22 protein-coding genes are annotated in these 25,300 nt (G+C 69.2%); 10 read left to right on the top strand and 12 right to left on the bottom strand.

Annotated elements, in window-relative coordinates; all coding sequences use genetic code 11:
* Positions 1 to 97 precede the first annotated feature (97 nt).
* A complete protein-coding gene (gene murJ / locus KUA19_RS18900) occupies positions 98 to 1,837 on the bottom strand; it encodes a murein biosynthesis integral membrane protein MurJ (RefSeq protein WP_217397306.1) in 1,740 nt (579 codons plus the stop codon).
* A gap of 58 nt (positions 1,838 to 1,895) precedes the next feature.
* Here murJ and KUA19_RS18895 point away from each other — a divergent pair, with 58 nt between their 5' ends.
* The gene (locus KUA19_RS18895; RefSeq protein WP_217397305.1) at positions 1,896 to 3,344 is read left to right on the top strand and encodes a CCA tRNA nucleotidyltransferase; all 1,449 of its coding nucleotides are present in this window, start codon (positions 1,896 to 1,898) and stop codon (positions 3,342 to 3,344) included.
* Between the two features lie 133 nt (positions 3,345 to 3,477).
* Here the strand turns inward: KUA19_RS18895 and KUA19_RS18890 are convergent, their stop codons facing one another.
* The 7 genes from KUA19_RS18890 to KUA19_RS18860 all read right to left on the bottom strand — a co-directional run bounded on the left by KUA19_RS18890 (position 3,478) and on the right by KUA19_RS18860 (position 10,138).
* Positions 3,478 to 4,818 carry an MFS transporter gene (locus KUA19_RS18890; RefSeq protein ID WP_217397304.1) on the bottom strand — a complete coding sequence of 447 codons (1,341 nt, stop codon included), beginning with the start codon at positions 4,816 to 4,818 and terminating at the stop codon, positions 3,478 to 3,480.
* Positions 4,819 to 4,930: 112 nt separating this feature from the next.
* Complete coding sequence (locus tag KUA19_RS18885; protein WP_217397303.1) at positions 4,931 to 6,406, bottom strand: flotillin family protein; 1,476 nt, start codon at positions 6,404 to 6,406, stop codon at positions 4,931 to 4,933.
* 43 nt (positions 6,407 to 6,449) lie between these two features.
* Positions 6,450 to 6,947: an NfeD C-terminal domain-containing protein gene (locus KUA19_RS18880; RefSeq protein WP_217397383.1), complete on the bottom strand. Its 498-nt coding sequence runs from the start codon at positions 6,945 to 6,947 to the stop codon at positions 6,450 to 6,452.
* 158 nt (positions 6,948 to 7,105) lie between these two features.
* Positions 7,106 to 7,603 (bottom strand): DUF6584 family protein, encoded by a 498-nt coding sequence (locus tag KUA19_RS18875; RefSeq protein WP_217397302.1) that lies wholly within the window; start codon positions 7,601 to 7,603, stop codon positions 7,106 to 7,108.
* 104 nt (positions 7,604 to 7,707) lie between these two features.
* Positions 7,708 to 8,172 carry a DUF6584 family protein gene (locus KUA19_RS18870; protein WP_217397301.1) on the bottom strand — a complete coding sequence of 155 codons (465 nt, stop codon included), beginning with the start codon at positions 8,170 to 8,172 and terminating at the stop codon, positions 7,708 to 7,710.
* Between the two features lie 188 nt (positions 8,173 to 8,360).
* Positions 8,361 to 9,440: an inositol-3-phosphate synthase gene (locus KUA19_RS18865; protein WP_217397300.1), complete on the bottom strand. Its 1,080-nt coding sequence runs from the start codon at positions 9,438 to 9,440 to the stop codon at positions 8,361 to 8,363.
* Between the two features lie 56 nt (positions 9,441 to 9,496).
* Positions 9,497 to 10,138, bottom strand: a complete 642-nt coding sequence (locus KUA19_RS18860; protein WP_254549631.1) for a PadR family transcriptional regulator — start codon at positions 10,136 to 10,138, stop codon at positions 9,497 to 9,499.
* Between the two features lie 267 nt (positions 10,139 to 10,405).
* Here KUA19_RS18860 and KUA19_RS18855 point away from each other — a divergent pair, with 267 nt between their 5' ends.
* From KUA19_RS18855 to KUA19_RS18845, 3 genes are all read left to right on the top strand, one after another.
* On the top strand, positions 10,406 to 10,825 hold the full coding sequence (locus KUA19_RS18855) for a DUF5318 family protein (RefSeq protein ID WP_217397299.1): 420 nt from the start codon (positions 10,406 to 10,408) through the stop codon (positions 10,823 to 10,825).
* 1 nt (position 10,826) lies between these two features.
* On the top strand, positions 10,827 to 13,682 hold the full coding sequence (locus KUA19_RS18850; protein WP_217397298.1) for a transglycosylase domain-containing protein: 2,856 nt from the start codon (positions 10,827 to 10,829) through the stop codon (positions 13,680 to 13,682).
* Positions 13,683 to 13,797: 115 nt separating this feature from the next.
* Positions 13,798 to 15,282 (top strand): glycosyltransferase family 87 protein, encoded by a 1,485-nt coding sequence (locus KUA19_RS18845; protein WP_217397297.1) that lies wholly within the window; start codon positions 13,798 to 13,800, stop codon positions 15,280 to 15,282.
* Between the two features lie 60 nt (positions 15,283 to 15,342).
* Here KUA19_RS18845 and KUA19_RS18840 read toward each other — a convergent pair whose 3' ends face one another.
* Both KUA19_RS18840 and KUA19_RS18835 read right to left on the bottom strand, forming a co-directional pair.
* Positions 15,343 to 17,193: a hypothetical protein gene (locus KUA19_RS18840; RefSeq protein WP_308167505.1), complete on the bottom strand. Its 1,851-nt coding sequence runs from the start codon at positions 17,191 to 17,193 to the stop codon at positions 15,343 to 15,345.
* Positions 17,194 to 17,224: 31 nt separating this feature from the next.
* Entirely contained in the window at positions 17,225 to 18,013 is a 789-nt protein-coding gene (locus tag KUA19_RS18835; RefSeq protein WP_217397296.1) for a deoxyribonuclease IV, read from the bottom strand.
* Positions 18,014 to 18,202: 189 nt separating this feature from the next.
* Here KUA19_RS18835 and KUA19_RS18830 point away from each other — a divergent pair, with 189 nt between their 5' ends.
* The 5 genes from KUA19_RS18830 (at position 18,203) to rplI (ending at position 21,053) form a co-directional block, all read left to right on the top strand.
* The gene (locus KUA19_RS18830; RefSeq protein WP_217397295.1) at positions 18,203 to 19,039 is read left to right on the top strand and encodes a hypothetical protein; all 837 of its coding nucleotides are present in this window, start codon (positions 18,203 to 18,205) and stop codon (positions 19,037 to 19,039) included.
* A gap of 342 nt (positions 19,040 to 19,381) precedes the next feature.
* Entirely contained in the window at positions 19,382 to 19,672 is a 291-nt protein-coding gene (gene rpsF / locus KUA19_RS18825; RefSeq protein ID WP_120317645.1) for a 30S ribosomal protein S6, read from the top strand.
* A 100-nt stretch (positions 19,673 to 19,772) separates the two neighbouring features.
* On the top strand, positions 19,773 to 20,285 hold the full coding sequence (locus tag KUA19_RS18820; RefSeq protein ID WP_217397294.1) for a single-stranded DNA-binding protein: 513 nt from the start codon (positions 19,773 to 19,775) through the stop codon (positions 20,283 to 20,285).
* A gap of 64 nt (positions 20,286 to 20,349) precedes the next feature.
* Positions 20,350 to 20,589 carry a 30S ribosomal protein S18 gene (rpsR, locus tag KUA19_RS18815; RefSeq protein ID WP_120317647.1) on the top strand — a complete coding sequence of 80 codons (240 nt, stop codon included), beginning with the start codon at positions 20,350 to 20,352 and terminating at the stop codon, positions 20,587 to 20,589.
* 14 nt (positions 20,590 to 20,603) lie between these two features.
* A complete protein-coding gene (rplI, locus tag KUA19_RS18810; protein WP_217397293.1) occupies positions 20,604 to 21,053 on the top strand; it encodes a 50S ribosomal protein L9 in 450 nt (149 codons plus the stop codon).
* A gap of 63 nt (positions 21,054 to 21,116) precedes the next feature.
* On the opposite strand, the gene KUA19_RS18805 is transcribed toward rplI, so the two are convergent.
* Positions 21,117 to 22,592, bottom strand: coding sequence for a vWA domain-containing protein (locus KUA19_RS18805; protein WP_217397292.1), 1,476 nt, complete (start codon positions 22,590 to 22,592; stop codon positions 21,117 to 21,119).
* Positions 22,593 to 22,941: 349 nt separating this feature from the next.
* Positions 22,942 to 23,571, bottom strand: a complete 630-nt coding sequence (locus tag KUA19_RS18800; protein WP_217397291.1) for a hypothetical protein — start codon at positions 23,569 to 23,571, stop codon at positions 22,942 to 22,944.
* A gap of 303 nt (positions 23,572 to 23,874) precedes the next feature.
* Here KUA19_RS18800 and dnaB point away from each other — a divergent pair, with 303 nt between their 5' ends.
* Entirely contained in the window at positions 23,875 to 25,299 is a 1,425-nt protein-coding gene (gene dnaB, locus KUA19_RS18795) for a replicative DNA helicase (RefSeq protein ID WP_443623178.1), read from the top strand.
* Position 25,300: the final 1 nt, after the last annotated feature.

Here is a 25,300-nt window from a genome sequence, read left to right as displayed (position 1 = left end):
GGGTGCAGGGAACGTGCTGGAATCTTGGCCGGATAAGCGCAGTTTCCCCAAAACTGCACCTACCCGGGCTGCGAAGCTTGCGCCCGGCGGGCGGGGGTCACCTGCCGAGGCGACGGCGGACCATGCCGAGGACGTCGTGGACCTCTTCCACGCGCAGGGCGAGGGTGACCGCGCCGTACACGCCGCAGATGATCAGGCCGCCGAAGATGAGGGTGACCCAGGCGGTGAGGCTGCTGACGGAGCTCTGGGTGGCGCCCATGTAGAGCAGCTTGACGCTGCCCCAGCCGGCCGCCGCCGCGATCAGCGCCGCGACCAGCACCTTGGCCAGCGTGGTGGAGATCCGGCGCAGGCCGATCAGACCGATCCGGCGCTTGAGCAGCACCGCCGAGAACAGCGCGGCCGCGATGTAGGAGACCGCGTTGCCGAACATCATGCCGACCGCGGTGGTGCTGATCGCGAACGCGGCGATCCAGCCGAGCTGCAGCGCCAGTCGCAGTGAGATCACCGGGAGGTTGATCAGGGCGGGGGTCTTCGTGTCCTGCATGGCGTAGTAGCTGAAGTTGAACAGCTGGCTGATCGCGAACGGCAGCAGCGCCAGGCCCGCCACCATCAGCACCGGCGCGGTGTGGATCGAGGCTTCCCGGTTGACGGCACCGCGCTCGAACAGCGCGATGGCGATCGGCAGCGCCAGGACGGCGTAGGTGACCGCGATCGGCGCGATGACCACGGACACCATGCGGATGCCGCGGCCCAGGTCGGCGGCGATGTCGCTCGCACGCCCGTCGGCGGCGGCGGCGCTCATCCGGGGCAGCAGCGCCGTGATGATCGATACGGCGATGATGCCGTGCGCCATCATCATCAGCAGGAAGACGTTGTTGTAGATCATGGGGCCGGGGCCGTGCTTCTGACCGCGGTTGAGCAGGTTCGTCATCACCAGCAGCGCGAGTTGGTTGACGATCACGTAGCAGAGCATCCAGCCGCCGATGCGCGCCAGCCGCCGCAGGCCGAGCTCGCGGAAGCCGAACCTCAGCCGCCAGCGGAAGCCCACCTTGCGCAGCGCCGGCAGCAGGCCGATCGACTGGATCAGGATGCCGAGCAGCACGCCGCCGCCGAGCAGCAGGATCTCGCCCCGGGTCACCTGGCTCGGGTCGGTGACCGGCTTGTCGTGGTAGATGACCATGAACGCGATGCCGGTGCCGATGACCACGATGTTGTTGAGGATCGGGGTCCACATGGGGGGCCCGAACCTGCCCCGGGTGTTCAGCACCGCGCTGCACAGACCGGTCACGCCGTAGAAGAAGATCGTCGGCAGCATCAGGTACGACAGGGCCGTGATCAGGTCGCGGTACTCCTGCGGGTTGCCGCTGGCGTAGGTCAGCGACAGCAGCGGGGCGCAGATCACCGCGAGCACGGTGGTGATGCCCAGCACGATCATGGTGATCGTCAGCAACCGCTGCGTGTACGCCTCGCCCCGGTCCGGGTCCGTCTTGCGCGCGCGGACCAGCATCGGCACCAGCACGCTGGACAGAATGCCGCCGAGCAGCAGCTCGTAGATCATGCCGGGGAAGATCTGCGCCGTGGTGTACGTGTCGCCCAGCACCTCGGTGCCGATGGCGGCCGTCAGCACCGCGGTACGCAGGAAGCCCGTGCCTCGGCTGACCAGCGAGCCGACCGCCATGAGCATCGAGTTACCGGCCGCACCCTTGTGCTCGTCCTCGAAGCTGGGCTCGGCCGCGGCCTCCAGCTCCTCGGCGGGCAGCCCGTCGGACACCAGCCGTGGCAGCACAGCGGTGTGATCGGCGGCGTCGATCGGGGGGAGGCGATCGGGGGCGGTCATGGCATGCACCATACCTGCGAATCAGGCTGAGCAGCCCGCCAAGTAGGCTGGATGATCGATGTCGCCCTCCACTCCGCTCTCCGAAGCCCAGCGCAACGCCGTCACCGAGCTGTTGCGCGTCTCCCCCGTCGCCGACGAACTGGGTCGCCGGTTCGCCAAGGCCGGTCACCAACTGCACCTCGTGGGCGGTTCCGTCCGTGACGCCCTGTTGGGGCGGCTCGGCGACGACCTCGACTTCTGCACCGACGCGCACCCGGACGAGACGCTGCGCCTGCTGAAGGGCTGGGCCGAGGCGACCTGGGAGACCGGTCGCGAGTTCGGCACCATCGGCGCCCAGCGCTCGGGCCTGCGGCTGGAGATCACCACCTACCGCGCGGAGTCCTACGACGGGATCAGCCGCAACCCCCAGGTGCAGTACGGCACGAACCTGCACGACGACCTGGTGCGCCGCGACTTCACGGTCAACGCGATGGCGGTGAGCCTGCCGGGGCACGAGTTCGCCGACCCCTTCGGCGGGCTGCGGGACCTGGCCGCGCGGGTGATCCGTACCCCCGGCACGCCGCAGCAGTCGTTCGGCGACGACCCGCTGCGCATGCTGCGCGCGGCCCGGTTCGCCGCGCAGCTGCGCTTCGAGGTCGAGCCATCGGTGGTCGAGGCGATGGAGCGGATGTCGGCCGACCTCCAGCGGATCACGGCCGAGCGCATCCGCGACGAGTTCAGCAAGCTGATGCTCGGCGCCGACCCGGTCACCGGCCTGCGGCTGCTGGTCGACACCGGCCTGGCCGACCAGTTCCTGCCCGAGCTGGCTGGGCTGAAGCTGGAGATCGACGAGCACGCCCAGCACAAGGACGTGTACGAGCACACGCTCAAGGTGGTCGCCAACGCGGTCGGCTTCGACACCGTCGACGGCGGTCCCGACCTGGTGCTGCGGCTGGCCGCGCTGCTGCACGACATCGGCAAGCCCGCCACCAAGGCCGTGGGCGCCGACGGCGGCGTGAGTTTCCACCACCACGAGATGGTCGGCGCCCGCCTGGCCAAGTCGCGCCTCAAGCTGATGAAGTTCCCCAAGGACGTCATCACGCCGGTGGTCCAGCTGGTCGCGCTGCACCTGCGCTTCTACGGGTACGGCCGGGGCGAGTGGACCGACTCGGCGGTGCGCCGGTACGTCACCGACGCCGCCGACCAGCTCAACCGGCTGCACAAGCTCACCCGCTCCGACTGCACCACCCGCAACAGACGTAAGGCAGCCCAGCTGGCCGCCGACTACGACGCGCTGGAGCAGCGCATCGCGCAGCTACAGGAGGCCGAGGACCTGGCTCGGGTCCGCCCGGACCTGGACGGCAACGCGATTATGGAGCTGCTCGGCGTTCCGCCGGGTCCGATCGTCGGCCGTGCCTGGAAGCACCTCAAGGAGCTGCGGCTGGAGCGCGGGCCGCTCGACCGCGACGAGGCCGAGGCGGAGTTGCAGCGCTGGGCCAGAGCCGAAGGCCTCATCCCGGAAGCCTGACCCGGCGGGCACTCGCGGGAGCGGCGGCGGTCGGGCCCTCGCGGGGCGGTCGTGGGCCCAGGATCCTCGAACTGCCGGGCAGTCGGTCACCGTATGGCCCCTGAAACGGCCGATCGCCGGGCAAGTCAGATGATCAGGCGGGGGTCGGTCGGTCCGGGCGCGAGGCTGTGGCGTACCAGAACGCGAGCAGCATGAACGACGCGGCGGTCAGGACCAGCGCGAGGACGGACTTGCCGTTGGGCGGCAGCGTGAACGCGGCGGTGAACAGGCCGCCGACCCAGAGCAGGTTGAACAGGGTGTCGTTCACGCTGAAGATCCGCCCGCGGTAGGCGTCGTCGCACTCGTGCTGCAGCGTGGCGTCAACGATGATCTTGATGCTCTGCGCGGCGACGTTCACCAGGAACACGGCCACCAGCAGCGGTGACTGCCGGAACGGCAGGCCGAAGAGCAGCACCACCACACCCACGCCCGCGACCACCGCGACCAGCCAGCGCCGCGCGTCCCACCAGCGCACCGCCAACGGCGTGATGACGGCGGCCAGCGCCACCCCGGCCGCGCCGAGGATCACCACGAGCCCCAGCGACAGCAGCGACTGCCCCGACCGCTCGGTGCTGTTGCCGAAGTAGCGGCTGTAGAGCAGCAGTGTGGCGAGGGTGAGCACGCCGTAGAAGTAGCGGTAGCCCGCCTGCAGCAGCATCACCCGCGCGGCCTTGCGCCGACCGGCCAGGTGACGCGCCCCCTCGACCATGCCCCGGAACACCTCGACCAGCGCCTGCAGCAGCCTGCCGGTCCGTCGCTCCTCGGCCAGCGGGCCGAGCTCGCCGGGCTGGAACAGCGAGCGCGCCAGCAGGCCGGACAGCAGGTAGCCGACGGCGGCGGAGGCGCAGATCAGGCCGTACCCGTGGCGGTCGCCGCCGACGACGTGCAGGCCGATCAGCACCGCTGAGCTGAACAACCCGATCGAGTAGCAGATGGTGCCCAGCGTTGAGGCGAGCGCGTTGGCCGGGACCAGCTTGCGGTCCTCCACCACGTGCGGTAACGAGGCGGACAGCCCGGCCAGGAAGAACCGGTTGATCGCGATGACGATGAGCGCGGAGACGGCGAAACCGACGCCCTGCAGCCCCGACCACAGCAGCGCCGCGCACGGGATCACCATCACCGCGCGGGCGATGTTCGCGAACGACAGCGAGGCCCGGCGGTCCCAGCGGTCCAGCAGCACACCGACGTACGGCCCGAGCACCGAGTACGGCAACAGCAGGATCGCGAACCCGGCCGCGATGGCGACGGGGCTGCTCTGCTTCTCCGGGTTGAACAGCAGCGCCCCGCCCAGACCCGCCTGGAACCACCCGTCGGCGACCTGGCTGGTCAGCCGGGTCGCCAGCAGCCGCCGGAACGGCCCGCCGGCCAGGATCGCGCGCGAGGACGCGACCGGCGCGGTGCTGTCGGTGGTGTTCGGGATCACGGGGTGCGGCACGTCACCCACCCTACGTGCCTTCGGCCGGTCGTACGTGAACGCAACAACCCGCTGGCATGAACGGGGCCGGCGCCCCCGTGCTACGACGGGGAACGCCGGCCCGGTGGGGAACTCAGCTCTCGCGAGCCGCGCCGGTGACCTTGGCCAGCAGCGCGGGCAGGTCGATACCGGTCAGGTCCGTGCCCAGCTGCAGGCCCTGCGCCACGTTCGAGGCGACGGACTTGGTCAGCGAGCTGGCGCCGTCGGTGGAGATCACGGTCATCTTGTCGATGGCGCTCATCGGCGCGGCCGCGGCCGCCACCACCTGGGGCAGCACCTTGACCAGCAGATCGAGCACGGCCGCCTCGTTGTACTGGGCGAACGCCTCGGCCTTGAGGCGCATGGCCTCGGCCTCGGACTGACCCGTGGCCAGGATCGCCGCGGCGTTGGCGGTACCTTCCCGCTCGACCGCCTCCGCGATGGCCGACCGGCGGCGCTGCTCCGCCTCACCCTCCTTGGCACCTTCGATGGCGTTGGCCTCGGCCAGCGCGGCACGCCGCGCCCGCTCACCCTCACCGGTGAGCCGCGCCTGCTCGGCGTTGGCCTGCGCGGCGGCGATGGTCGCCTGGCGGGCCGCGTCGGCGGCGAGCACCCGGGCGTTGCGGTCGGCCTCGGCCTCCTGCTCGACCTTGTACCGCGCCGCGTCGGCGGGCTTGCGGACCTCGGTGTCGAGCTGCCGCTGCTTGAGCTCGGCGTTCTGCTCGGCGACCTTTCGCTGCTCGGCGATGATGATCTGCTGGCGCTCGGCCTCGGCCAGCGGACCGGCGGCGGCGGAGACGGCCTTGGCGGCGTCGATCTCGGCCTGGATGGCGGCCTGCTTGAGGGCCAGGTTGCGCTGGGCCTCGGCGATCGACTCCTCGGCCAGCAGCCGGGCCTGCTCCGCCTGCTGGCGGGCGACGGCCTCGGCGATGGCGGCGTCCTTGAGCACCCGGGCGGCCTCGGGCCGACCCAGGTCCTGCAGGTACGACCCCTCGGCGAGGATGTCCTGGAGCTGGAAGGTGTCGAGCACCAGACCCTGGTTGGTCATCGAGTGCTCCGCCTCCTCGGCCACCGCGCTGGCGAACGCGGCCCGGTCGCGGATGATCTCCTCGATGGTGAGTCGGCCGACGATGGAGCGCAGCGCACCGGCGAGCACCTCGCGGGTGAACTCCTCGATCTCAGCCTGCTGGTGCAGGAACCGCTGCGCCGAGGCGCGGATGGCATCCTCGGTACCGCCGACCTTGACGATCGCGACGCCCTGGAGGTTGGCCCGGATGCCCTGCTTGCTGACCGCGCCGGTGATCTCCACGTGGATACGGCGGCTGGACAGGTCGAGCACCTGCAGCTTCTGCACGACCGGCAGCACGAACACCGAGGCGCCCATGACGACCTTCTGGCCGGACAGGTCGGTGGAGCGGACGCCGTCGGCGGACTCGATGCTGCGGCCCTTGCGGCCGGTGACGATGAACGCCTCGTTGGGCCCGGCCACCTTGATCCGTGACAGCACGAACAGGACGACCAGAAGCAGCAGCAGTACGCCGCCGGCGATCGCGATGTAGAGGAGTGACATTGCCTTCCTTCTGACTGGGCGGCAGCGCGTGCCGCCGGAGGAGCTACTGCTCGGGGAGTTCCCGAACGTACACGCTGGTGTCACTGAGGGCCTCGACCACGAGGACCTTCATGCCCAGCGGTACGGGCCGGTCGGCGCGGGCGCCGAGCTTCACGGGCTGGCCGCCGATGCGGATCCGCACCTCGCCGTAGCCGCCGGCGGGCACCGGCGTCACCACGACGCCCCGGGTGCCGACCAGGTCGGCGCGGGTCGGGGTGGCATCGGTGGGCATGTCGCCGAGGCGGTTGGCCAGCAGACCGGTAAGCACGGCGATGGGGATCGCCGCCGCCAGGCCCAGCGCGAGCACCGCGATCAGGCCGACATCGCCGCCGACCAGTTCGTTGAGGATGGCGGCGGCGAAGCCGAACCCGCCGACGAACGAAGCCACGAGCTCGGTGGAGACGAATCCGTCACCGAGGTCGAGCAGGTCGCCACCGAGCATGGCGACCGCGGCCAGGACGATGCCCATGGCCCCGATGACCAGGAAGATCAGCGTCGCGATACCCACGGCCCAGAAGGTAGCCCCCAGCTGCAACCTGGCGCCCGCCTCCGCGGGCGCGGCGCGCTCGCCTTTCAGGCGGCGTCTTCCCTCGTCGCTGCCGAGCCTTCGGCCCGGTCACGCTCCTCAGTCCAGACGCCGCCGGGAGCGCGCGGTCGGGGTCAGGCTAGGAGGTACGCCATTACTTTCCAGGCGCCGATGCCGACGAGGGCGAGGGCCACGAGCAGCACGATCGTGGTGAACAGGCACGGCAGGGCGACGCCGCGGCTCTTGCCGGGGGCCCGGTACGAGCCGACCCAGCGGCTGGGCGCGCCGGACTTCTCGGCCTCCTCGGCCAGCTGCACGAGGCGCTGCGCGGCGGCGTCGGACAGGCCGACCGGATCGCCGTCGAAGTGCAGCAGGCGCAGTCGTTGCCAGGGGTCCGGATTGGCCTTGGCGTACGCGGTGAGTTCCGACTCGCGTACCTCGTCGGTGAGGAAGCCCCAGCGGCCCGCCTCGACCGGATTGCCCGTCTGCCGATAGACAGAGGTCAGCAGCGCGCGGACCTCCAGGTCGTTGGGCAGCACCGCGAGCAGCGTCCGGAGGCGCTGAACAGCCACATGGGTATGCCCGGCCGCGAGATCGGCGCGCACCCGGGCGAGTACGTCCGCCTTTGCCACGCACTGATCCTTATGGACTGGTGCCGATCACGCCAGAGGCATTTATAACGGCCGGGTCACAGAAAATGAGGGGGCCGGCCTCACGCGGCAGCAGCCCCGTCCTGTCAGAACAACCACTCCAGCACGGTCTGGGCGCCGATGACGGCGAGCAGAGCCAGCGCGACCAGGGCTGTCACCGCCGTGGCGGTCGTCAGCCGCCGTAGACCGGGCGGTGCGGCGGATGTCGGGGTCGCTACAGCCACTGCTTGCAGCGGGGCGAGCCGTACCCGGGAGATGTCGGTGGGGGCGTGGGCTCCGGCGGGCCAGCGCAGCGCCTCGAGACGGCGGTGCAGCGGGTACCGGCTCTCGAACGCGCCGATTTCGGCGGGGTCGGCGGAGTCGTCCAGGTAGGACCAGCGGCCGGCTTCGACGGCGTTGCCGGTGGCCCGGTAGATCGCCGCGAGTCTTCGCCGGAGATCGAGGTCGGTGGGGTGCGCGGCGACCAGGCTGTGCATGCGCTGGATCGCCGGGTAGGTATGGCCCTTGGTTAGGTCCGTGGCCACCCGGTCCATGAGATCTGACTTACCCATAGCTTCACTATGCATACTCTGGGGCATCGGGTCCATACGCTGAGCATGCCCAGAAGTGGAACGTCAGAGGCCACTTAGTACAGATGATGGCCTATCTGCCCATCGACCTGAGTCGATTTCTGCAGCAGATAGGCCATCGACGGTTGAGTGAGTAATCCCGCTCACATCTTCATGTGCGGGCTACGAAATCAACGATTTACGGTGCCCTTGATGAAGCCCTCGACGGCCTCGTGGGCGTCGTGGTCGTTGTACTGCACCGGCGGCGACTTCATAAAGTAGCTCGAAGCGGACAGGATCGGGCCACCGATCTTGCGGTCCAGCGCGATCTTCGCGGCGCGCACCGCGTCGATGATGACGCCGGCCGAGTTCGGCGAGTCCCACACCTCGAGCTTGAGCTCGGCGTTCAGCGGGGTGTCGCCGAAGGAGCGGCCCTCCAGGCGGATGTAGGCCCACTTGCGGTCGTCCAGCCACGGCACGTGGTCCGACGGCCCGATGTGCACGTCACTCTTGCCCATCTCGTGCGGGATCTGGGACGTCACCGACTGGGTCTTCGAGATCTTCTTCGAGACCAGGCGCTTACGCTCCAGCATGTTCATGAAGTCCATGTTGCCGCCGAAGTTCAGCTGGTACGTACGCAGCAACTCGACACCGCGGTCCTCGAACAGCTTCGCCAGCGCGCGGTGCACGATGGTGGCGCCGACTTGGCTCTTGATGTCGTCACCGACGATCGGCAGCCCGGCGTCCTCGAACTTCTTGGCCCACACCGGGTCGGAGGCGATGAACACCGGCAGCGCGTTGACGAACGCGCAGCCCGCGTCGATCGCGGCCTGGGCGTAGAACTTGTCCGCCTGCTCCGAGCCGACCGGAAGGTAGGCCACCACGACGTCGACCTTGGCGTCCTTGAGCACCTTGACCACGTCGACCGGGGAGTCGTCCGACTCCTCGATCATCTCGCGGTAGTACTCGCCCAGGCCGTCGAAGGTCGGGCCGCGCTGCACGGTGACACCGGTGGGCGCCACGTCACACAGCTTGATGGTGTTGTTCTCGCTGGCGACGATGGCCTCGGCCAGGTCCCGGCCGACCTTCTTGGCGTCCACGTCGAAGGCGGCGACGAACTCCACGTCACGGACGTGGTAGCCGCCGAAGTCGACGTGCATCAGGCCGGGTACACGCTCGTTGGGGTCGGCGTCCCGGTAGTACTCCACGCCCTGGATCAGGGACGAGGCGCAGTTACCGACACCGACGATGGCAACGCGGACGGAGCCCATAGCTCCTGCCTCCTTCTTCTCTTCGGGCGTCCGACCGGTCGGCCGGGTCACCCAACTCACTCGGCGGAGTCGTCAGGGCCCGGTCGGGCCGTGAGCGGTCTTGCTGGGTCTGTGGCCGGTGCGGGACCGGCGGCGCCGCGCACCTGGGGCGAGCGGCCGGAGCGCTCGTTGGAGATCAGCTCCTCCAGCCAGCGGACCTCGCGGTCCGCCGCGTCGAAGCCGTGACGCTGCAGCTCCAGGGTGTAGGCGTCGAGCCGCTCCGAGGCGCGGGCGAGGACTTCGCGGAAGCCCTCCCGGCGCTCCTCCACCTTGCGGCGGCGGCCCTCGAGAATGCGCAAACGGATGTCCACGTCGGTCCGGGAGAAGAACGCGAAGTGGACTCCGAAGGCCGCATCCTCGTACGCCTCCGGTCCCACCTGCGCCAGCAGGTCCTGGAACCGTTCCTTGCCCTCGGCTGTGATCTTGTAGACCACCCGTCCCCGGCGACTGGTCAGCGGTGGCACGCCGGCGTCGTCGGCGGGGGTCTCCCCCGCCTCTGTGATCCAGCTCGCGGTTTGCAACCGCCGCAGTGTTGGGTAGAGGGAGCCGTAGCTGATCGCCGCACGGATGGTGCCGAGCTTGGTGCTGAGCTGCTTGCGCAGCTCATACCCGTGCATCGGCGATTCATGCAGCAGGCCGAGGATGGCAAGGTCGAGCAAGTGGGCCACCCCCTCCTCGTGCCATGTTCACTCGTACGTTGGCTATGCGATGTATCGCGGCGATACATCGCTACGTTAGAACGGAGCGACGGGTCTAGGCAATACAGGGGTGCCCGTGATCACCGTGTCTGCGCAGGGCGCGTCGTTCGTCACGCTCTGTGACGGGCGTCGCGGCTGCCGCCACGACGAGTTACCCTGCTTTTCATGCGCGCGCAGCAACGGATCTCTGTGCCCCGACTCGGGGTGCCTACGGGGAGTCGCCCCCGTATGGACGGGTTCGTTGACTATGCCCTGCAGCGGCGGGCGCTGCTGCGGGAGGTGTACGCGGGCAGGGTGGGCACGTCAGAGGTATGTGACGCCTCGCCCTACCTCAAGAGCGCGGCTCGCTTCCACGGCGAGGCCACCGAGAAGCGGTGCCCCATCTGCCGCCGCGAGTACGTGATCAACGTGCACTACATCTACGGCGATCAGCTCAAGCACGCCGCCGGCCAGGCACGCTCGCGCGCCGAACTGGCGGCACTGGCCGACACGCTCGGTGAGTTCCAGGTATACGTGGTCGAGGTCTGCCGCGGCTGCAACTGGAACCACCTCGTGGAGCAGTACCTTCTTGGCCGCGCACACAGGACGGCTCCCCCGCTGTCCGAGGCTGGCGCCAGCGCCGGCTCATCCCCGACCGGAACGGTGTGACATGACTTCGTACGGCGACCCCAACGCCGGCAACGGGTACGACGACGAGTACTACCGTCCCTCGTACCAGCAGCCTGCGGCGAACTCGGGCCGCGCTTCGGTGCCATCCGACGACTACGGATACGACTACTCCGAGGGCCAGCAGGGTGATTCCGGTCACGCCGCCGGCCCCGGCCAGCAGTCGTACGACCAGGGCGGCGGTTACGGCCAGCAGGGCGGCTATGGCCAGCAGGGCGGCTACGACCAGGGTGGTTACGGCCAGCAGGGCGGTTACGGCCAGGACCAGGGATACGGCCAGGACCAGGGCTACGGCCAGGGCGGCTACGGCCAGGCACCGGTGAGCCCCGGCGCGGGACGCGCTTCCGTGCCCAGCGCGGCAGGCCGGGCGAGTGTGGGCAGTGCGAGTGTCGGCGCCGCCGGCCGCGCCAGTGTGCCCAGCGTGGCGGGACGGGCCTCCGTGCGTCCCCCGTCCGTGCCCGACGAGGACCGCCCCGGCGGCTCGGTCCGGCCCGGCGGCAAGGCCAAGAAGGGCGCCGACGGCGCCAAGAAGAAGCCGAAGCGCAAGCGGCTGAGCATCATCCTGTCGTCCGTCGCGGTCTTCATCCTGCTCGCGGGCGGCGGTCTGATCGCCGGCACCTACTTCTACTCCTCGGTGCCCGAGCCGTCCGCCTTCAGCGACAACCAGAACACCTTCGTCTACGCCAGCGACGGCAAGACTCAGATCGCCAAGCTGGGCGGCGAGAACCGCGAGATCGTGCCGATGGCCACGCTCAGCGAGGAGGTGCGGGTCGCGCTGATCGCGGGCGAGGACAAGAACTTCTTCAACCACCACGGCATCGACCTGTGGGGTATCGCCCGTGCCGCCTGGAACAACCTGACCGGCGGCGACACCCAGGGCGCCTCGACCATCACCCAGCAGTACGCGCGTGCCGCGGCCAAGGACCTCGAGGTCACCTACGCCCGTAAGCTGCGCGAGGCGGTCATGGCCCGGCGCCTGGAGGACAAGTACTCCAAGACCGAGATCCTCGGCTTCTACGTCAACACCGTCTGGTACGGCCGCGGTTCGAGCGGCGTGGGCGCGGCGGCGAAGGCGTACTTCGGCAAGCCCGCCGACAAGCTGACGATCGAAGAGGCCGCCGTGCTGGGCGCGGTGCTCAAGCAGCCCGAGCCGAACGAGAACGACGGCACCAAGGGCTTCGACCCCAACTTCAACATGCCGGGCGCGCAGGAACGTTGGAATTACGTCCTCAACAACATGGTCGAGATGGGCAAGCTCGACGCGGCCAAGCGCGCCACCATGGTCTACCCGGAGAAGGCCCTCAAGAAGTACTCCGCGCAGTCGGGCGAGCAGGGCATCACCGGCACCGGCACCGGCTTCGTGGTCAACAAGTACATCGACCGCGAGATGGCCGCCTGGGGCATCACCAACTGGCGCAACAAGGGCTACAAGATCATCACGACGATCGACGCCAACGCCCAGAAGTCGCTCGAGGCCCAGCTCTACCGTGACTTCCAGCGCCAGGAGAAGTGCACCGGCGAGGGCGACAAGAAGGTCTGCAAGGAAGAGATCGTCAAGCCGATCGACCGTCCAGGCACGAAGATCAACGGCTATCCGAAGAACGTCATCGCGGCAGGTGTGGCGATCGACCCGCACAACGGCCGGGTGCTCGCCTACTACGGCGGTGCGAACGGCACCGGTGTCGACTACGCGGGCAAGTTCGCCGAGGGGACGGAGTTCGAGGACGGCGGCCACCCGCCGGCGTCCTCCTTCAAGATCTACACCTTGACCGCCGCGATCGAGAACGGCATCTCGATCAAGTCGATGTGGGACCCGACCCCCATCACCCCCAAGAACTGCAAGGACTACAACGCCTGCCCGTACAAGGTGTCGAACTCCGGCCGGGAGACCAACGACATCGACTGCAAGACGAACTGCACCCTGCAGCACGTCACCGAGCTCTCGCTGAACGTGCCGTTCTTCAAGATCGCAAAGCAGATCGGTCCGGAGAAGATCCTGAGCGTGGCCAAGCGCGTCGGCATCACCACCATGTGGTCGACCAACGACGGCAAGGCGCGTCACCTGAACGATCCCAAGGCCGACGTCGACCGGGGCTCGTTCGACTACCAGATCGGCTTCGGGCAGTACCCGATCACGGTGTTCGACCACGCGACCGGGGTGGCGACGCTGGCCAACCACGGCACGTACAACAAGCCGCACTTCATCATCGAGGTTCAGCAGAAGGACAAGGACACCGGCAAGTACAACAAGGTGCCCGGCACCGGCGAGACGCTGCACCCTCAGCCGGCGATCCGGCCGGAGGTCGCCGACGAGGTGGCGAGCGTGCTGAAGAACATGCCCGCCCGGTACGGCCGTTCGCTCGAAGGCGGCCGCCAGGCCGGCGCCAAGACCGGTACTTGGGAGTCGGTGAAGAAGAAGGGGTCCAACTCCAACGTCTGGACGGTCGGCTTCACCGACCAGGTCGCCGCGGCGATCTGGGTCGGCAACGTCGGCGGCGCGTCCGAGCCGATCTACCAGAAGGACGGGCACACCAACATCGCCAGTGTCGGCCTGCCCGCCCAGATCTGGCAGGCATTCATGAACGGCGCCAACAAGGGCAAGAAGATGGAGTCGCTGCCCGACGGCAGCGGCGGCGCCATCGGCTCGGTGGAGGAGGGTGACGGCGTCGAGCCAACCCCGACCGCCCCGCCGACTCTGCCCACCGACGGCTGCCAGCTCGGCGTGCTGTGCCCGAACCCGGACCCCTCGCAGTCACCGGGCACCGGTGGCGGCGGCAACGGTCCCAGCCCGCAACCATCGCGATCATGTAAACCGACAAACCCACTGTGTATTCGCTGATCAGGTGGCATGAAGAGGGGGTCCCGTGTCGGGGCCCCCTCTTTCTCTGCCTTTCGCCGTCCGCTACCTGGCGCCTTGCTGCGCTTCGCAGATTTCTGAGGCAGGATGTCGGGCTATGAGTGATGTTCGTGAGCACGTCGTCTCGCCTTCGGTCGAGGATCCGTTCGTGCACGGCCTCAGCCAGGCGATCGGCGGCCCGCGCGGCGAGCACGCGGTGCCGCAGACTCCCGACCGCGGCGGCAGGTTCTGGACCGCCGCCCGGATCGTGCTCGCGCTCACCTGCCTCATGCTCGCGTTGCACTGGGTGCAGAAGTCGCCCTGCAAGGACGGCGCGTGGGCGGACTACAAGCAGTACACGCACTTCTGCTACACCGACGTGCTTGCGCTCTACTACGCCGAGCACCTCAACGAGGGCGCGGTGCCGTACGTCGACTACCCGGTCGAGTACCCGGTGCTCACCGGCGCCTTCATGGGCGCGATCGGCCTGCCCGTGCACGCCTTCGGCAGCAAGAACGACATCAACCAGGCGGAGTACTTCTACAACGCCAACGCCCTGGTGCTGAGCGTCTTCGCGGTCGCCACGGTCGCCATGATCCTGTCGTTGCGGCGGCGCAGACCCTGGGACGCGGCGATGTTCGCCCTGTCCCCCGCGCTACTGGTCACCGCCACGGTCAACTGGGACCTGCTGGCGATCGTGCTGGCGGTCGCGGGCATCTGGTTCTGGGCCAAGCGGTACCCGATAGCCGCCGGAGCCATGCTCGGCCTGGGTATGGCCGCCAAACTGTGGCCCGCGTTCCTCTTCCTGCCGATCGCCGTGCTGGCGCTGCGGCCGGTGCGCGAGCTGCCCGGTGAACCGGACAATCCGCTGACCGACTTCTGGCGCCGCCGCGAACTCGGCCCGGCGCTGATCGCGGTGGCGTCGGGCGCCGTCGCCTGGGCCGTGGTGAACGTGCCGGTGATGGTCACGCACTACGACAACTGGTCGCGGTTCCTGGACCTGAACAAGGAACGCGGCATCGACTGGGGCACCTCCTGGTACGTCGGGCGCCACTTCGACCCGACCGGGGCGACGATCTGGGACAACGTGCCGCTGGTCACCAACCTGTCGCTGGCGCTGTTCGCGCTGTGCTGCGTCGGCATCGCGGCGCTGGGCCTGCTGGCCAAGACCCCGCCGCGGGTGGCGCAGCTCGCCTTCCTGGTGGTGGCACTGTTCCTGATCACCAACAAGGTCTGGTCGCAGCAGTTCACGCTGTGGATGCTGCCGCTGCTGGTGCTGGCGCGGCCCAAGTGGATCTCGTTCCTGGTGTGGCAGGTTGCCGAGGTGATCTACTTCCTGGCCTTCTACGGCGAGCTGATGACCGCCTCGGGCAAGCAGGTCTTCCCGGAGGGCGTGTTCGTGCTGGCCGCCTCGATCCGGCTGATCGCCGTGCTGGCGCTGGTGGTGCTGGTGGTCCGCGACATTCTGCGGCCGGAGCTGGACGTGGTGCGCCGTACGTACGCCGACTCCGACACCCCCGACCCCGACGCCGGTCCGCTGAACCCGGACTCCGCTCCCGTGGTGACCGCCGACGCCGCCCCCGGCAGGTTGGCCACCGCCTGACGGCAGAACGAGTGCGGCCCCCGCTCCGACCGGAGCGGGGGCCGCACTTTTGTCACCGGCTCACTGGAACGTGAAGGTGACCGCGTCGTCGGTCTCGGTGCGCTGCAGGCCCAGGCCGTCGCCCGGGTTGGTCAGCGCCGCCTCGTACGGGCCGCCCTTGGCGTACTCCTTGAGCACGACCACGGTCTTGACGCCGATCTGGCGCAGGCGGTCGACGCTGGCCTGGTCCGGGAAGTTCTTGGTCAGCTCCCGGATCTCGCTCAGGCTCTGCGGGGTGAAGCCGCTGTTGCCGTTGACGATGGGCTCGAACCGGTCGGTCGACCAGACCATGACCTTCATGTCCATCAGCGCGTCGCTGGGCAGCACCAGCAGCGGACCCTGGGCCGAGGCCATCGCGGCGGGCTGGAGTGGCACGACCGGGTGCTCGGTGACGTTCAGCCCCTCGAACAGCACCAGCGCCAGCGGGAGGAAGGTGGCCAGGCGCAGCATCGGGTGCGGCCGGGCGGGCACCCGTTCCTGGGCGATGGTCTTCGCCTGCTCGACGAAGGCGGTGACCGCCCCCGCCGCGAGCAGTGCCAACAGCAACGTGGTCCAGATGACCAGGCGGCCGGGGGTGCGGATGGCGTCCCAGCCGGGGAGCACGTCGTACAGCCAGAGATAGCCGGGGCGACCGCCGAAGAAGCGGGTGCCCATGGCCAGCACGATGCTCAGCACCACGCCCGCGAACAGCAGCAGCCGCTGGCGCAGGGTCCAGATCGACAGGATCAGACCGGCGATGGCCAGGCCATACAGCACGAAGCCGGGCAGCAGGCTGGTCTCGCCCGAGCAGCAGCCGTCGGCGCCGTCGAGCACGGACCGGGCGCTGGAGTGGGCCTGCCCCCACAGCAGATCCTGGGCCGGGCTGGTGAAGAAGCCCAGGATCGGCGGGGAGTACCAGCTCAGCTCGACCTCGGAGCGCTGCGCGTACGGATGCAGCTCGACGACCTTCAGGTACGGCAGGGCCATCAGCAGGCCGACGGCGGCGAACACGACTCCGCCGACCAGGTCGGCCGAGAACAGTTTCCAGCCGAAGGACCGGGGCGTGCCCCACTTCCAGCGCCGGAACGCGAACCACAGCACGACGCAGGTCAGCACGATCCCGGCGAGCACATACGCGAAGGGCAGGCCGATGCCGAAGCCGAGGCTGACCTGCCACGCGGCGACCAGCCAGCCTGCCAACGCCCAGCCGGGCTTGCGCTTCTCGGGCTGGTAGCCGTGCCGCAGCGAGTAGCCGTGGCCCCGCGCGAGCATGGCCAGGGCCAGGGCGATGCCGCCGACCGACATCACGTGCATGTGCCCGGCCTGGGCCAGGCGCCACGGGGCGTACGCGAAGGCGGCGCCCGCCACAGCCGCGCCGGTCTTGCCCGAGCCGAGCTGACGCGCCAGCACGTACGCGCCGAAGAAGGCGAGCGCGTGCAGCAGCACGTACATGATGTTGTAGCGGATGAGCGCGGCTTCCAGCCCGGTGCCGAACAGACCCGCGGGCGCGTAGCCGAGCAGGGTGTCGGAGAAGGCGAAGCTGTATGGCTCGGGGTAGAAGCTGTTGGAGTTCCACAGCTGCGCGATGTCGGTCTTGAGCGAGTGCCCGGACCAGGCCATCTGCCACGCCTGCAGGGTGGGGTCGCCGGTGTCCTGCGGGATGGTGTACGCCGGGTACTTCAGCGTCGGCCAGGTCATGATCGCGGCGAGGAGCAGCGACGCGTACGCCGCCAGCGCCCACTCATGGATCATCACTCGCCAGGTGCCCCGGCCGATCCGGCGCAGGCGGCCGGGGTTGTCCTCCGGGGCCGGGCTGAACCGGGCGAAGGCGTCCTCCTCGACCGGCTCGGGCTCCGGCGCGGCATGTCGCGGAGTCACGGGCTCGTTCGCCACGGTGCTCTCGGTCCCAGTCACAGCTGTCCTCTCACAGGTGTGCGCGCAGGTACGCGATGTCGGCCGACTGACCCTCCACACCGCCGGGGGTCTCCACCACCGCCGGTGCACCGGACGCGCTGATGACCGCCGCGACCAGTTCCGGATCGATCATGCCGGGTTCGGTCTTGCTCGTCAGATTGTCGTGCCGATCGCGTCCGGAGTCGAATCCGTCTCGCGATCCGTTCGCGTGGATCAGGTCGATCCGGCCGGTGATGGCCTTGACCCGATCGACGATGTTGAGCAGATCCTCGCCGCCCGCGTGGGCGTGGCAGGTGTCCAGGCAGAAGCCGACGCCGAAGTCGCCGACGGCGTCCCACAGCCGGGCCAGGTTGTCGAAGCGCCGCGCGCACGCGTTGTCGCCGCCCGCCGTGTTCTCGATCAGGATCGGGGTCTGCGGGAGCAGCGCCCCGCTGTCCTGCGCCTGCTGCATGGCCTTGCGCCAGTTGTCGAAGCCGGTCGCCAGATCGTCGCTCTTGTCGACGTGCCCACCGTGCACGATCAGCCCGGACGCGCCGATCTCGGCGGCGCCGACCGCGTGCTGGATGAGCAGTTTGCGGCTGGGGATCCGGATCCGGTTGTTCGTGGTGGCCACGTTGATCCGGTAGGGCGCGTGGATGAAGACCTGCACCTCGCTGTCGCGGATGGCGGCGGTGTCGGTGCGCGGCACCGGCGGCTTCCACTCCTGTGGGTCGGACAGGAAGAACTGGATGACGTCGGCGTTGCGCGCCGCCGCCTCAGCTAGTGGATCTTCATAATCGACGTGAGCCCCGATAAGCATTCGACCAGTATTACCGCTCCCTCCGACCTGTTGCGCGGTCGTGAGCGCAACCGGAGCGAAGTTGTTGCGTTGATTTCATTGCCGCACGTGGCTCCCCACGCTCCGCCGGTCGGGAGGCACATGACGCGTGCCACCTCGCCCCCCGCGAGGCTGACCTGATCCGGGGCACCTGCCCCAGGGGGAGAAGCTATGTCGTACGCCATTCGTCGACGTGCCGCCGCGCTCGCCGCGGCGGGCCTGCTCGCGGGCCTGCCGCTGCTGCTGGCGAGCCCGTCCGCGGCCGCCGAGCCGGAGGCCGCGCCGAACGTCGACTTCACCGGGGGCGGGCTCGGTCTGCTGCTGTGCGGTTCCAAGCCGGCTACGGCGAAGATCACCGTCGCCGCCGAGTCGCGGGTCAAGCTCACCAACGGCCTGGGCCAGAACGCGACTCTGCAGATCGACGGCAAGGACAGCGCCGCGGTGTCCGACGGCGAGACGATCGAGGTGCAGTTCCACCGCGGCCCGGTCAAGGTCGCCATGGTGCCGGAGTGCCTGCTCAACCTCAACCCGAGCTTCGAGCCGCTGACCGTCGAGGTGGCCTCGCGCACCACCCAGCCGGGCACCGGCACCACGACCGGCACCGGCTCGACGGCCAACCCGAGCCGCAGCTCGGGCTCCACCGGCAGCTCGCCGTCGAGCAAGCCGACCAGGAAGCGCGACACGCACAGCGGCAGCGGTAGCGGGTCGTCCAGCTCGAACCCGGCCCCGACCGGGGACGAAACCGAGCTGCCGGATCCGCCGCAGGGCCTGTTCAACCCCGACGACGAGCAGAAGAGCGACGACGCCGAGCCGAGCCCCGAGGCCTCCCCGGCCGTGGTGGTGGGCGACGACCACCGGCTCGATGACGCGAAGGCGGCCGGCTTCCCGGTCGACAACGGCCCAATCGGACTTCTCGCAATTATTGCCACAGTGTGTGTCGTTGGTGTCTCAGCCGGGGCAATTCGCGCTATTATCGCTCAGCGGGCTACTCGGACAGAGTTCGCGTAGTATCCGTTGGAGACTCCGCGGAGCGCTCTTTTCCAACATCGTCGGTGTGGTCGTTCCTCCCCAGGTCCCACCCAGCGTCGGAAGGGCGCTCCGCGGTCCTTTCCCTGACTGGCAACAGTCCGACTCACGGCCGTCCCGGCAGGGGCGGCCGTGTCGCGTTGCCGACCGTGACACGGCTCATGCGCACCGCGGGTACGGGCGAAAGCGGGCGCACCCGGTCGAGCAGGTAGTATGGGCGAGTTCTGTGAGCCGCGGGCCGATCCCGCGGCTTTTCGCGGAACGACGCAGACCTCCTGCCACGGACCGACCGTGGCCGATCAGCCCATAGGAGGTGAGTACGTCTTGCGTCACTACGAAGTCATGGTGATCCTCGACCCCAGTCTCGAGGAGCGCACCGTCGCACCGTCGCTGGACACGTACCTCAACGTGATCCGTACGTCGGGTGGCTCGGTTGAGAAGCTCGATGTGTGGGGCCGTCGCCGGCTCTCCTTCGAGATCAACAAGAAGGCCGAGGGTATCTACGCCGTCATCGACCTGCAGGCGACGCCTGCGGCGGTGGCCGAGCTGGACCGCCAGCTGCGACTCAACGAGTCGGTGCTGCGTACCAAGGTCATCCGTCCGGAAGTTCGCTGAGCTTCCTCCCGGATACGCAACGCCCGGACCGCTTCACGTGTGCTGTCGCATCCCTGTGGGAACCTTTGCGGCAGAACATATGTGAACCGAGGAGAAGGTCATGGCTGGAGAAACCACCATCACGGTCATCGGCAACCTGACCGATGACCCTGAGCTGCGCTTCACCCCGTCGGGTGCGGCAGTGGCGAAGTTCCGCATCGCATCCACCCCGCGCACGCTCGACCGGGCCTCCGGCGAGTGGAAGGACGGCGAGCCGCTCTTCCTGCAGTGCTCGGTGTGGCGCCAGGTCGCGGAGAACGTCGCCGAGTCGCTGCAGCGGGGCTCTCGCGTCATCGTCTCCGGACGACTGCGCCAGCGGTCGTACGAGACGAAGGAGGGCGAGAAGCGCACTGTCTTCGAGCTGGAGGTCGACGAGATCGGCCCGTCGCTGCGGTACGCCACGGCGAAGGTGCAGAAGATGTCGCGCTCCGGTGGCAGCGGTGGCGGCTACGGCTCCGGCGGTAACAGCTCCGGCGGGGGCGGCGGCGGCGGAGGTTTCGCCGACGACCCGTGGGCTACCGCCACTCCGGCAGGCGGTTCGGGTGGCAACTTCGACGACGAGCCACCGTTCTGACGGGTGATGCGGCCGCCCCGGCGGCCGTCCGTCAGAGACTGCACACAGACTGAGGAAGATGAAAATGGCGAAGGCTGCGGCCCTGCGCAAACCGAAGAAGAAGGTGAACCCGCTCGACAAGGAGGGGATCACCTACATCGACTACAAGGACACCGCGCTGCTGCGCAAGTTCATCTCCGACCGCGGCAAGATCCGCGCTCGGCGGGTGACCGGCGTGACCACGCAGCAGCAGCGGCAGATCGCTCGTGCGGTCAAGAACGCCCGTGAGATGGCGCTCCTGCCGTACACCACCACGGGTCGCTGAGAGGGGGCACCGCAATGAAGATCATTCTTACGCACGAGGTGTCCGGTCTCGGCACCCCGGGTGACATCGTCGAGGTCAAGGACGGTTTCGGCCGTAACTACCTGCTGCCCCAGGGCTTCGCGATCACGTGGACCAAGGGTGCCGAGAAGCAGGTTTCCTCGATCAAGCGGGCCCGCGCGGCCCGTGAGGTCCGGGACCTGGGCCACGCCAACGAGCTGAAGTCGGCGCTGGAGGGCCTGAAGGTCACCCTGCAGGCCCGCGCCGGCCAGGGCGGCCGCCTGTTCGGTTCGGTCACCGCCAACGAGATCGCCGACGCCGTCAAGGCGGCCGGCGGTCCCGCGCTCGACAAGCGGAAGATCGAGCTGCCGGGCCACATCAAGACGACCGGTGGTTACACGGTGCAGATCAAGCTGCACCCCGACGTGACCGCCAAGTTCAACCTGAACGTGGTCGCCGCCAAGTAAGCGGTACGCACCGCGGCCCCCGGGACATGTCCCGGGGGCCGCGGTCGTTTCAGCGCGGTCAGCTCAGTCGCGCTGGACCAGCAGCGGCTGGGCGTCGTGGATCAGGTCGGCCAGGTCGTCGACGGCCCGTTCGTCCAGGTCGGCGGCGGCCGCGTCGGCGATGCGGGCGAGGTCGGACACGTCGGGACGGCCATCGGTGCCGCCGCGCAGCGCCACCGCGAAGAACGCCGCCGCGTAGCTGACCCGCAGCCGCGGGTCGGTCCGGTCGAACGCGCCACCGAGGTCGGCGGCGTCGACCGACTCGTACGCCTCCGAGGCCTCCTTGCTGACCGGGTCCAGCCAGTGCACCCGGACCTCGGCCACCCGGCCGCTCGCCTCCGGCGCCAGCTTCACCAGGTACAGCGCGGTCACCGAGTGCCCCGGGCCGACCTCGCCACCGTCGACGTGGTCGTTGCGGAAGTCCTGGTCGGCGACCTTGCGGTCGTCGTACCCGATGAGCTGGTAGCTCTCCACGGTCTTCGGGTCGAACGTGACCTGCGCCTTGGCGTCCAGCGCCCGCAGCGACAGGGTGGCGGGCAGCCTGCGGACGAAGACGTCCCGGGCCTGGCGCCGCTCGGAGACGTACACCACGAACCCGTCCCCGCGGTCGGCCAGCCGCTCCATCAGCGCGTCGCCGTACTCGCTGCCCACGCCCACGCCCAGCAGCGCGATCTGCTTGTCGGCTTCCTCGCGCACCTTGCGCAGCATCCGGTCGGCGTCGGTGTTGCCGGTGTTGGCCAGGCCGTCCGACAGCAGGATCACCCGGTTGGAGTAGCCCTCGCGGAAGCCGTCCCGGGCTGTCTGGTAGCCGGTGACCAGCCCCGCGTCCAGGTTGGTGCTGCCGTCGGCGCGCAGCGAGTCGATGGCCGCGTGCAGGTCCGTCTTCTCCGCCACCCGGGTCATCCGGCGGACGACTCGGGCCCGGTCGTTGAAGGTGACGATGGCGACGGCGTCGGTCGGCCGGAGCTGGTCGACGAGGGTGTGCAGCGCGTCGGTGACCAGGTCCAGGCGGCCCGGGTCGCCCATCGAGCCGGACACGTCGATGACGAAGGTGAGCGCGGCGTCCTTGCGGCGCGCGTCGTCCTCGGCCCTGGTCTGCAGGCCGACGCGCAGCAGCCGCAGCGACGAGGAACCGGCATGGCTCTCGGGCAGCCGGGCGCCGTCGACGTGCACGGCGAAGCCGTCGCCACGCGGTTGTGGATAGTGCTGGTCGAAGGAGTTGACGAACTCCTCGGGGCGCACCGTGCTCGCCTCGGGCAGGCGCCCGTCGGCGATCCGGCCCGCCGCGTACGTGTACGAGGCGGTGTCGACGTCCAGAGCGAAGGTGGACTGGTTGTCGCGCTGCGGGTCGACGGCGGCGCCCTGGTCGCGGTCGGTGCCGGCCTGGGCGGGCGGGGCGGGCCGGTTCGCCGGCGCGGACGAGGGACTGTCCTTGGCGGAGCAGCCCGCGGCGGCCAGCAGAACGGCGAGCAGGATGGCGGTGGCACTGGGTCGCTTCATGCATTCATGGACGGGCCATCGAAGATCAAAAGCTCGTGATGTGTCGTACCTGAGACACAAGCGGAACCAATCGCGACACTCCCGACACCATGCCGTTATCCCGGTTCCGATCGGACGCCGCGTATTCCGGTAAACCGCGCCCACGCTGCGCCCATCCTCCCCGCCGCAGCCGTCCGAGCCCGCCCACGCCTCGGTCGTGCCCCGCCCACACCCCGGTCGCGCCCGGGTCGCGCCGCGAGATGGCTGCAGTTTCGGGGAAACTGCGGGAATGGCGGCCCGGATACCGGCAGTTTCCCCGAAACTGCGGCTACGCGCGGCGCGGCGACCGCGGCGACCGCGGCGGCCGCGGTCAGATGATGTTGAGGAGGACGGTGGTGGCGCCGCCCGCCACCACCGCGGCGCAGAAGCCGATGGTGACGGCACGCCAGGCGTCGCTGGCCCAGCGCAGCACGGCCGCCACGGCGAGCGCGCCGCCCAGCGCCAGCGCCCAGCGCGGCGCCGAGGCGATCAGGTCGCCCAGCGCCTCGGAGCGCTTCGAGCCGCACCCGCCCAGTCCGGCCGCCAGGCACGCCGGATCCGTGTCGCCCGACAGCAGCAGTGCCCGGCCCAGCAGGATCACCAGGGGCACGGCGAACCAGCCTGCGGCCCAGAGCAGAGCCGTCCAGTAGTCGCGCTCGCCGAGCCGGTGCTCGGGCTCCGGGGCGTGGAGGGTGCGGACCTCGGGCGGGTTGAGCTCGGCCAGGTTGTCCGGCCAGCGGTCATCCTCGTACGGGTCGTAGACCTCGCTGGTGACGTACGTGTGGAAGCCGGGGTCGTCGCGCTCGTCGGGTGACGGTTGGCCGTACCGGTCGGCGGCGGAGCGCTGTCGGGGGAGGGCCGGGTCACTCGGACGTGGCCAAGCGCCCGCACGGCTGTTCGGCGTGCCCTGCGGTGCCTGCCCCCACCCGTCGGCCGGTGGCGGCCACTCCGGATATCCCACGCTGGGCAGCGTGGCGGAGACCGATGTCCCGGACAATCCCCCGAACCGGCGAGAATCGGCGGACAACGATGTCATGACCTGCGCCACGCCGGATCGAAAATCTTGATAAGAATCTTCCGTACACACCCTGTGGGTGATGTTTATGCAGGTCAGAACGTTATCCACACCTTGTGGAATGCGACTGTCCACAGGTTGTGCACAGCCTCGCCCACAGCAATGCACCGGGTTGTCCACAGGTTGTCCGCAGCCCTGTCCACCGGGGTGTTTGTGCCGCGGCGACGGCACGCCTAGGGTCAAACAGATCTGCGTAAGAGGGTGGGAGGCGCCGTGACGACAGTGGGCGACGGCGTACGGGCACCGGTGCTGGGAAATCAGCCGCCCGCTCCCGAGCAGGGGGTCTACGAGCGCACCCCGCCGCAGGACGTGGCGGCGGAGCAGTGCGTGCTGGGCGGCATGATGCTGTCCAAGGACGCCATCGCCGACGTGGTGGAGATCCTGCGCGCCAACGACTTCTACAAGCCCGCGCACTCCACCATCTTCGAGGCCGTGCTCGACCTGTACGGCCGCGGCGAGCCCGCCGACCTGATCACCGTCGCGGCGGTGCTGGAGGCCAAGGCCGAGCTGTCCCGGGTGGGCGGTGCGCCGTACCTGCACACGCTGATCGCGACCGTCCCCACCGCGGCCAACGCCTCCTACTACGCGCGCATCGTCAGCGAGCGGGCCGTGCTGCGCCGCCTGGTCGAGGCGGGCACCAAGATCGTGCAGCTCGGCTACGGTTCGGCCGCGGGCACCGGCCGCGACGTCGACGACGTCGTGGACCTCGCCCAGCAGGCCGTGTACGACGTCACCGAGCGCCGGGTCAGCGAGGACTTCGCGATCCTCGCCGACATGATCCAGCCGACCCTGGACGAGATCGAGGCCGTGGGCGCCGCCGACGGCACCATGCGTGGCGTGCCGACCGGCTTCCAGGACCTCGACGGGCTGCTCAGCGGCCTGCAGGCGGGCCAGCTCATCATCGTCGCGGGCCGTCCCGGTCTCGGTAAGTCGACCGCGTCCATGGACTTCGCGCGCAACGCGGCGATCCGGTCGAACATGGCCAGTGCCATCTTCTCGCTGGAAATGTCGAAGACCGAGATCGTCATGCGTCTGCTGTCGGCCGAGGCCAAGGTGCCGCTGCACGTGCTGCGCTCGGGCAAGCTGTCCGACGACGACTGGACCAAGCTCGCCCGCTGCATGGGCGAGATCTCCGAGGCGCCGATCTTCGTCGACGACACCCCGAACATGAACCTGATGGAGATCCGGGCCAAGGCGCGCCGCCTCAAGCAGCGGCACAACCTCAAGCTGATCGTCGTCGACTACCTCCAGCTGATGAGCTCGCCGAAGAAGACCGAGAGCCGTCAGCAGGAGGTCTCCGAGCTGTCGCGTGGCCTGAAGCTGCTGGCCAAGGAGGTCGAGTGCCCGGTGATCGCGGTGAGTCAGCTCAACCGTGGCCCGGAGCAGCGGACCGACAAGCGACCGCAGCTGTCCGACCTGCGTGAGTCCGGCTCGATCGAGCAGGACGCCGACATCGTGATCCTGCTGCACCGCGACGACTACTACGACAAGGAGTCGCCGCGCGCGGGTGAGGCCGACTTCATCGTGGCCAAGCACCGTAACGGCCCGACCGACACCATCACGGTCGCCGCGCAGCTGCACTTCTCCCGCTTCGTGGACATGGCCTTCGGCTGAG

Origin of the sequence: Catellatospora tritici (assembly GCF_019083965.1) — a bacterium.
GTDB lineage: Bacteria > Actinomycetota > Actinomycetes > Mycobacteriales > Micromonosporaceae > Catellatospora > Catellatospora tritici.
The sequence above is the reverse complement of the archived record's forward strand: the minus strand, read 5'-3'. Positions and strand labels throughout refer to the sequence as shown.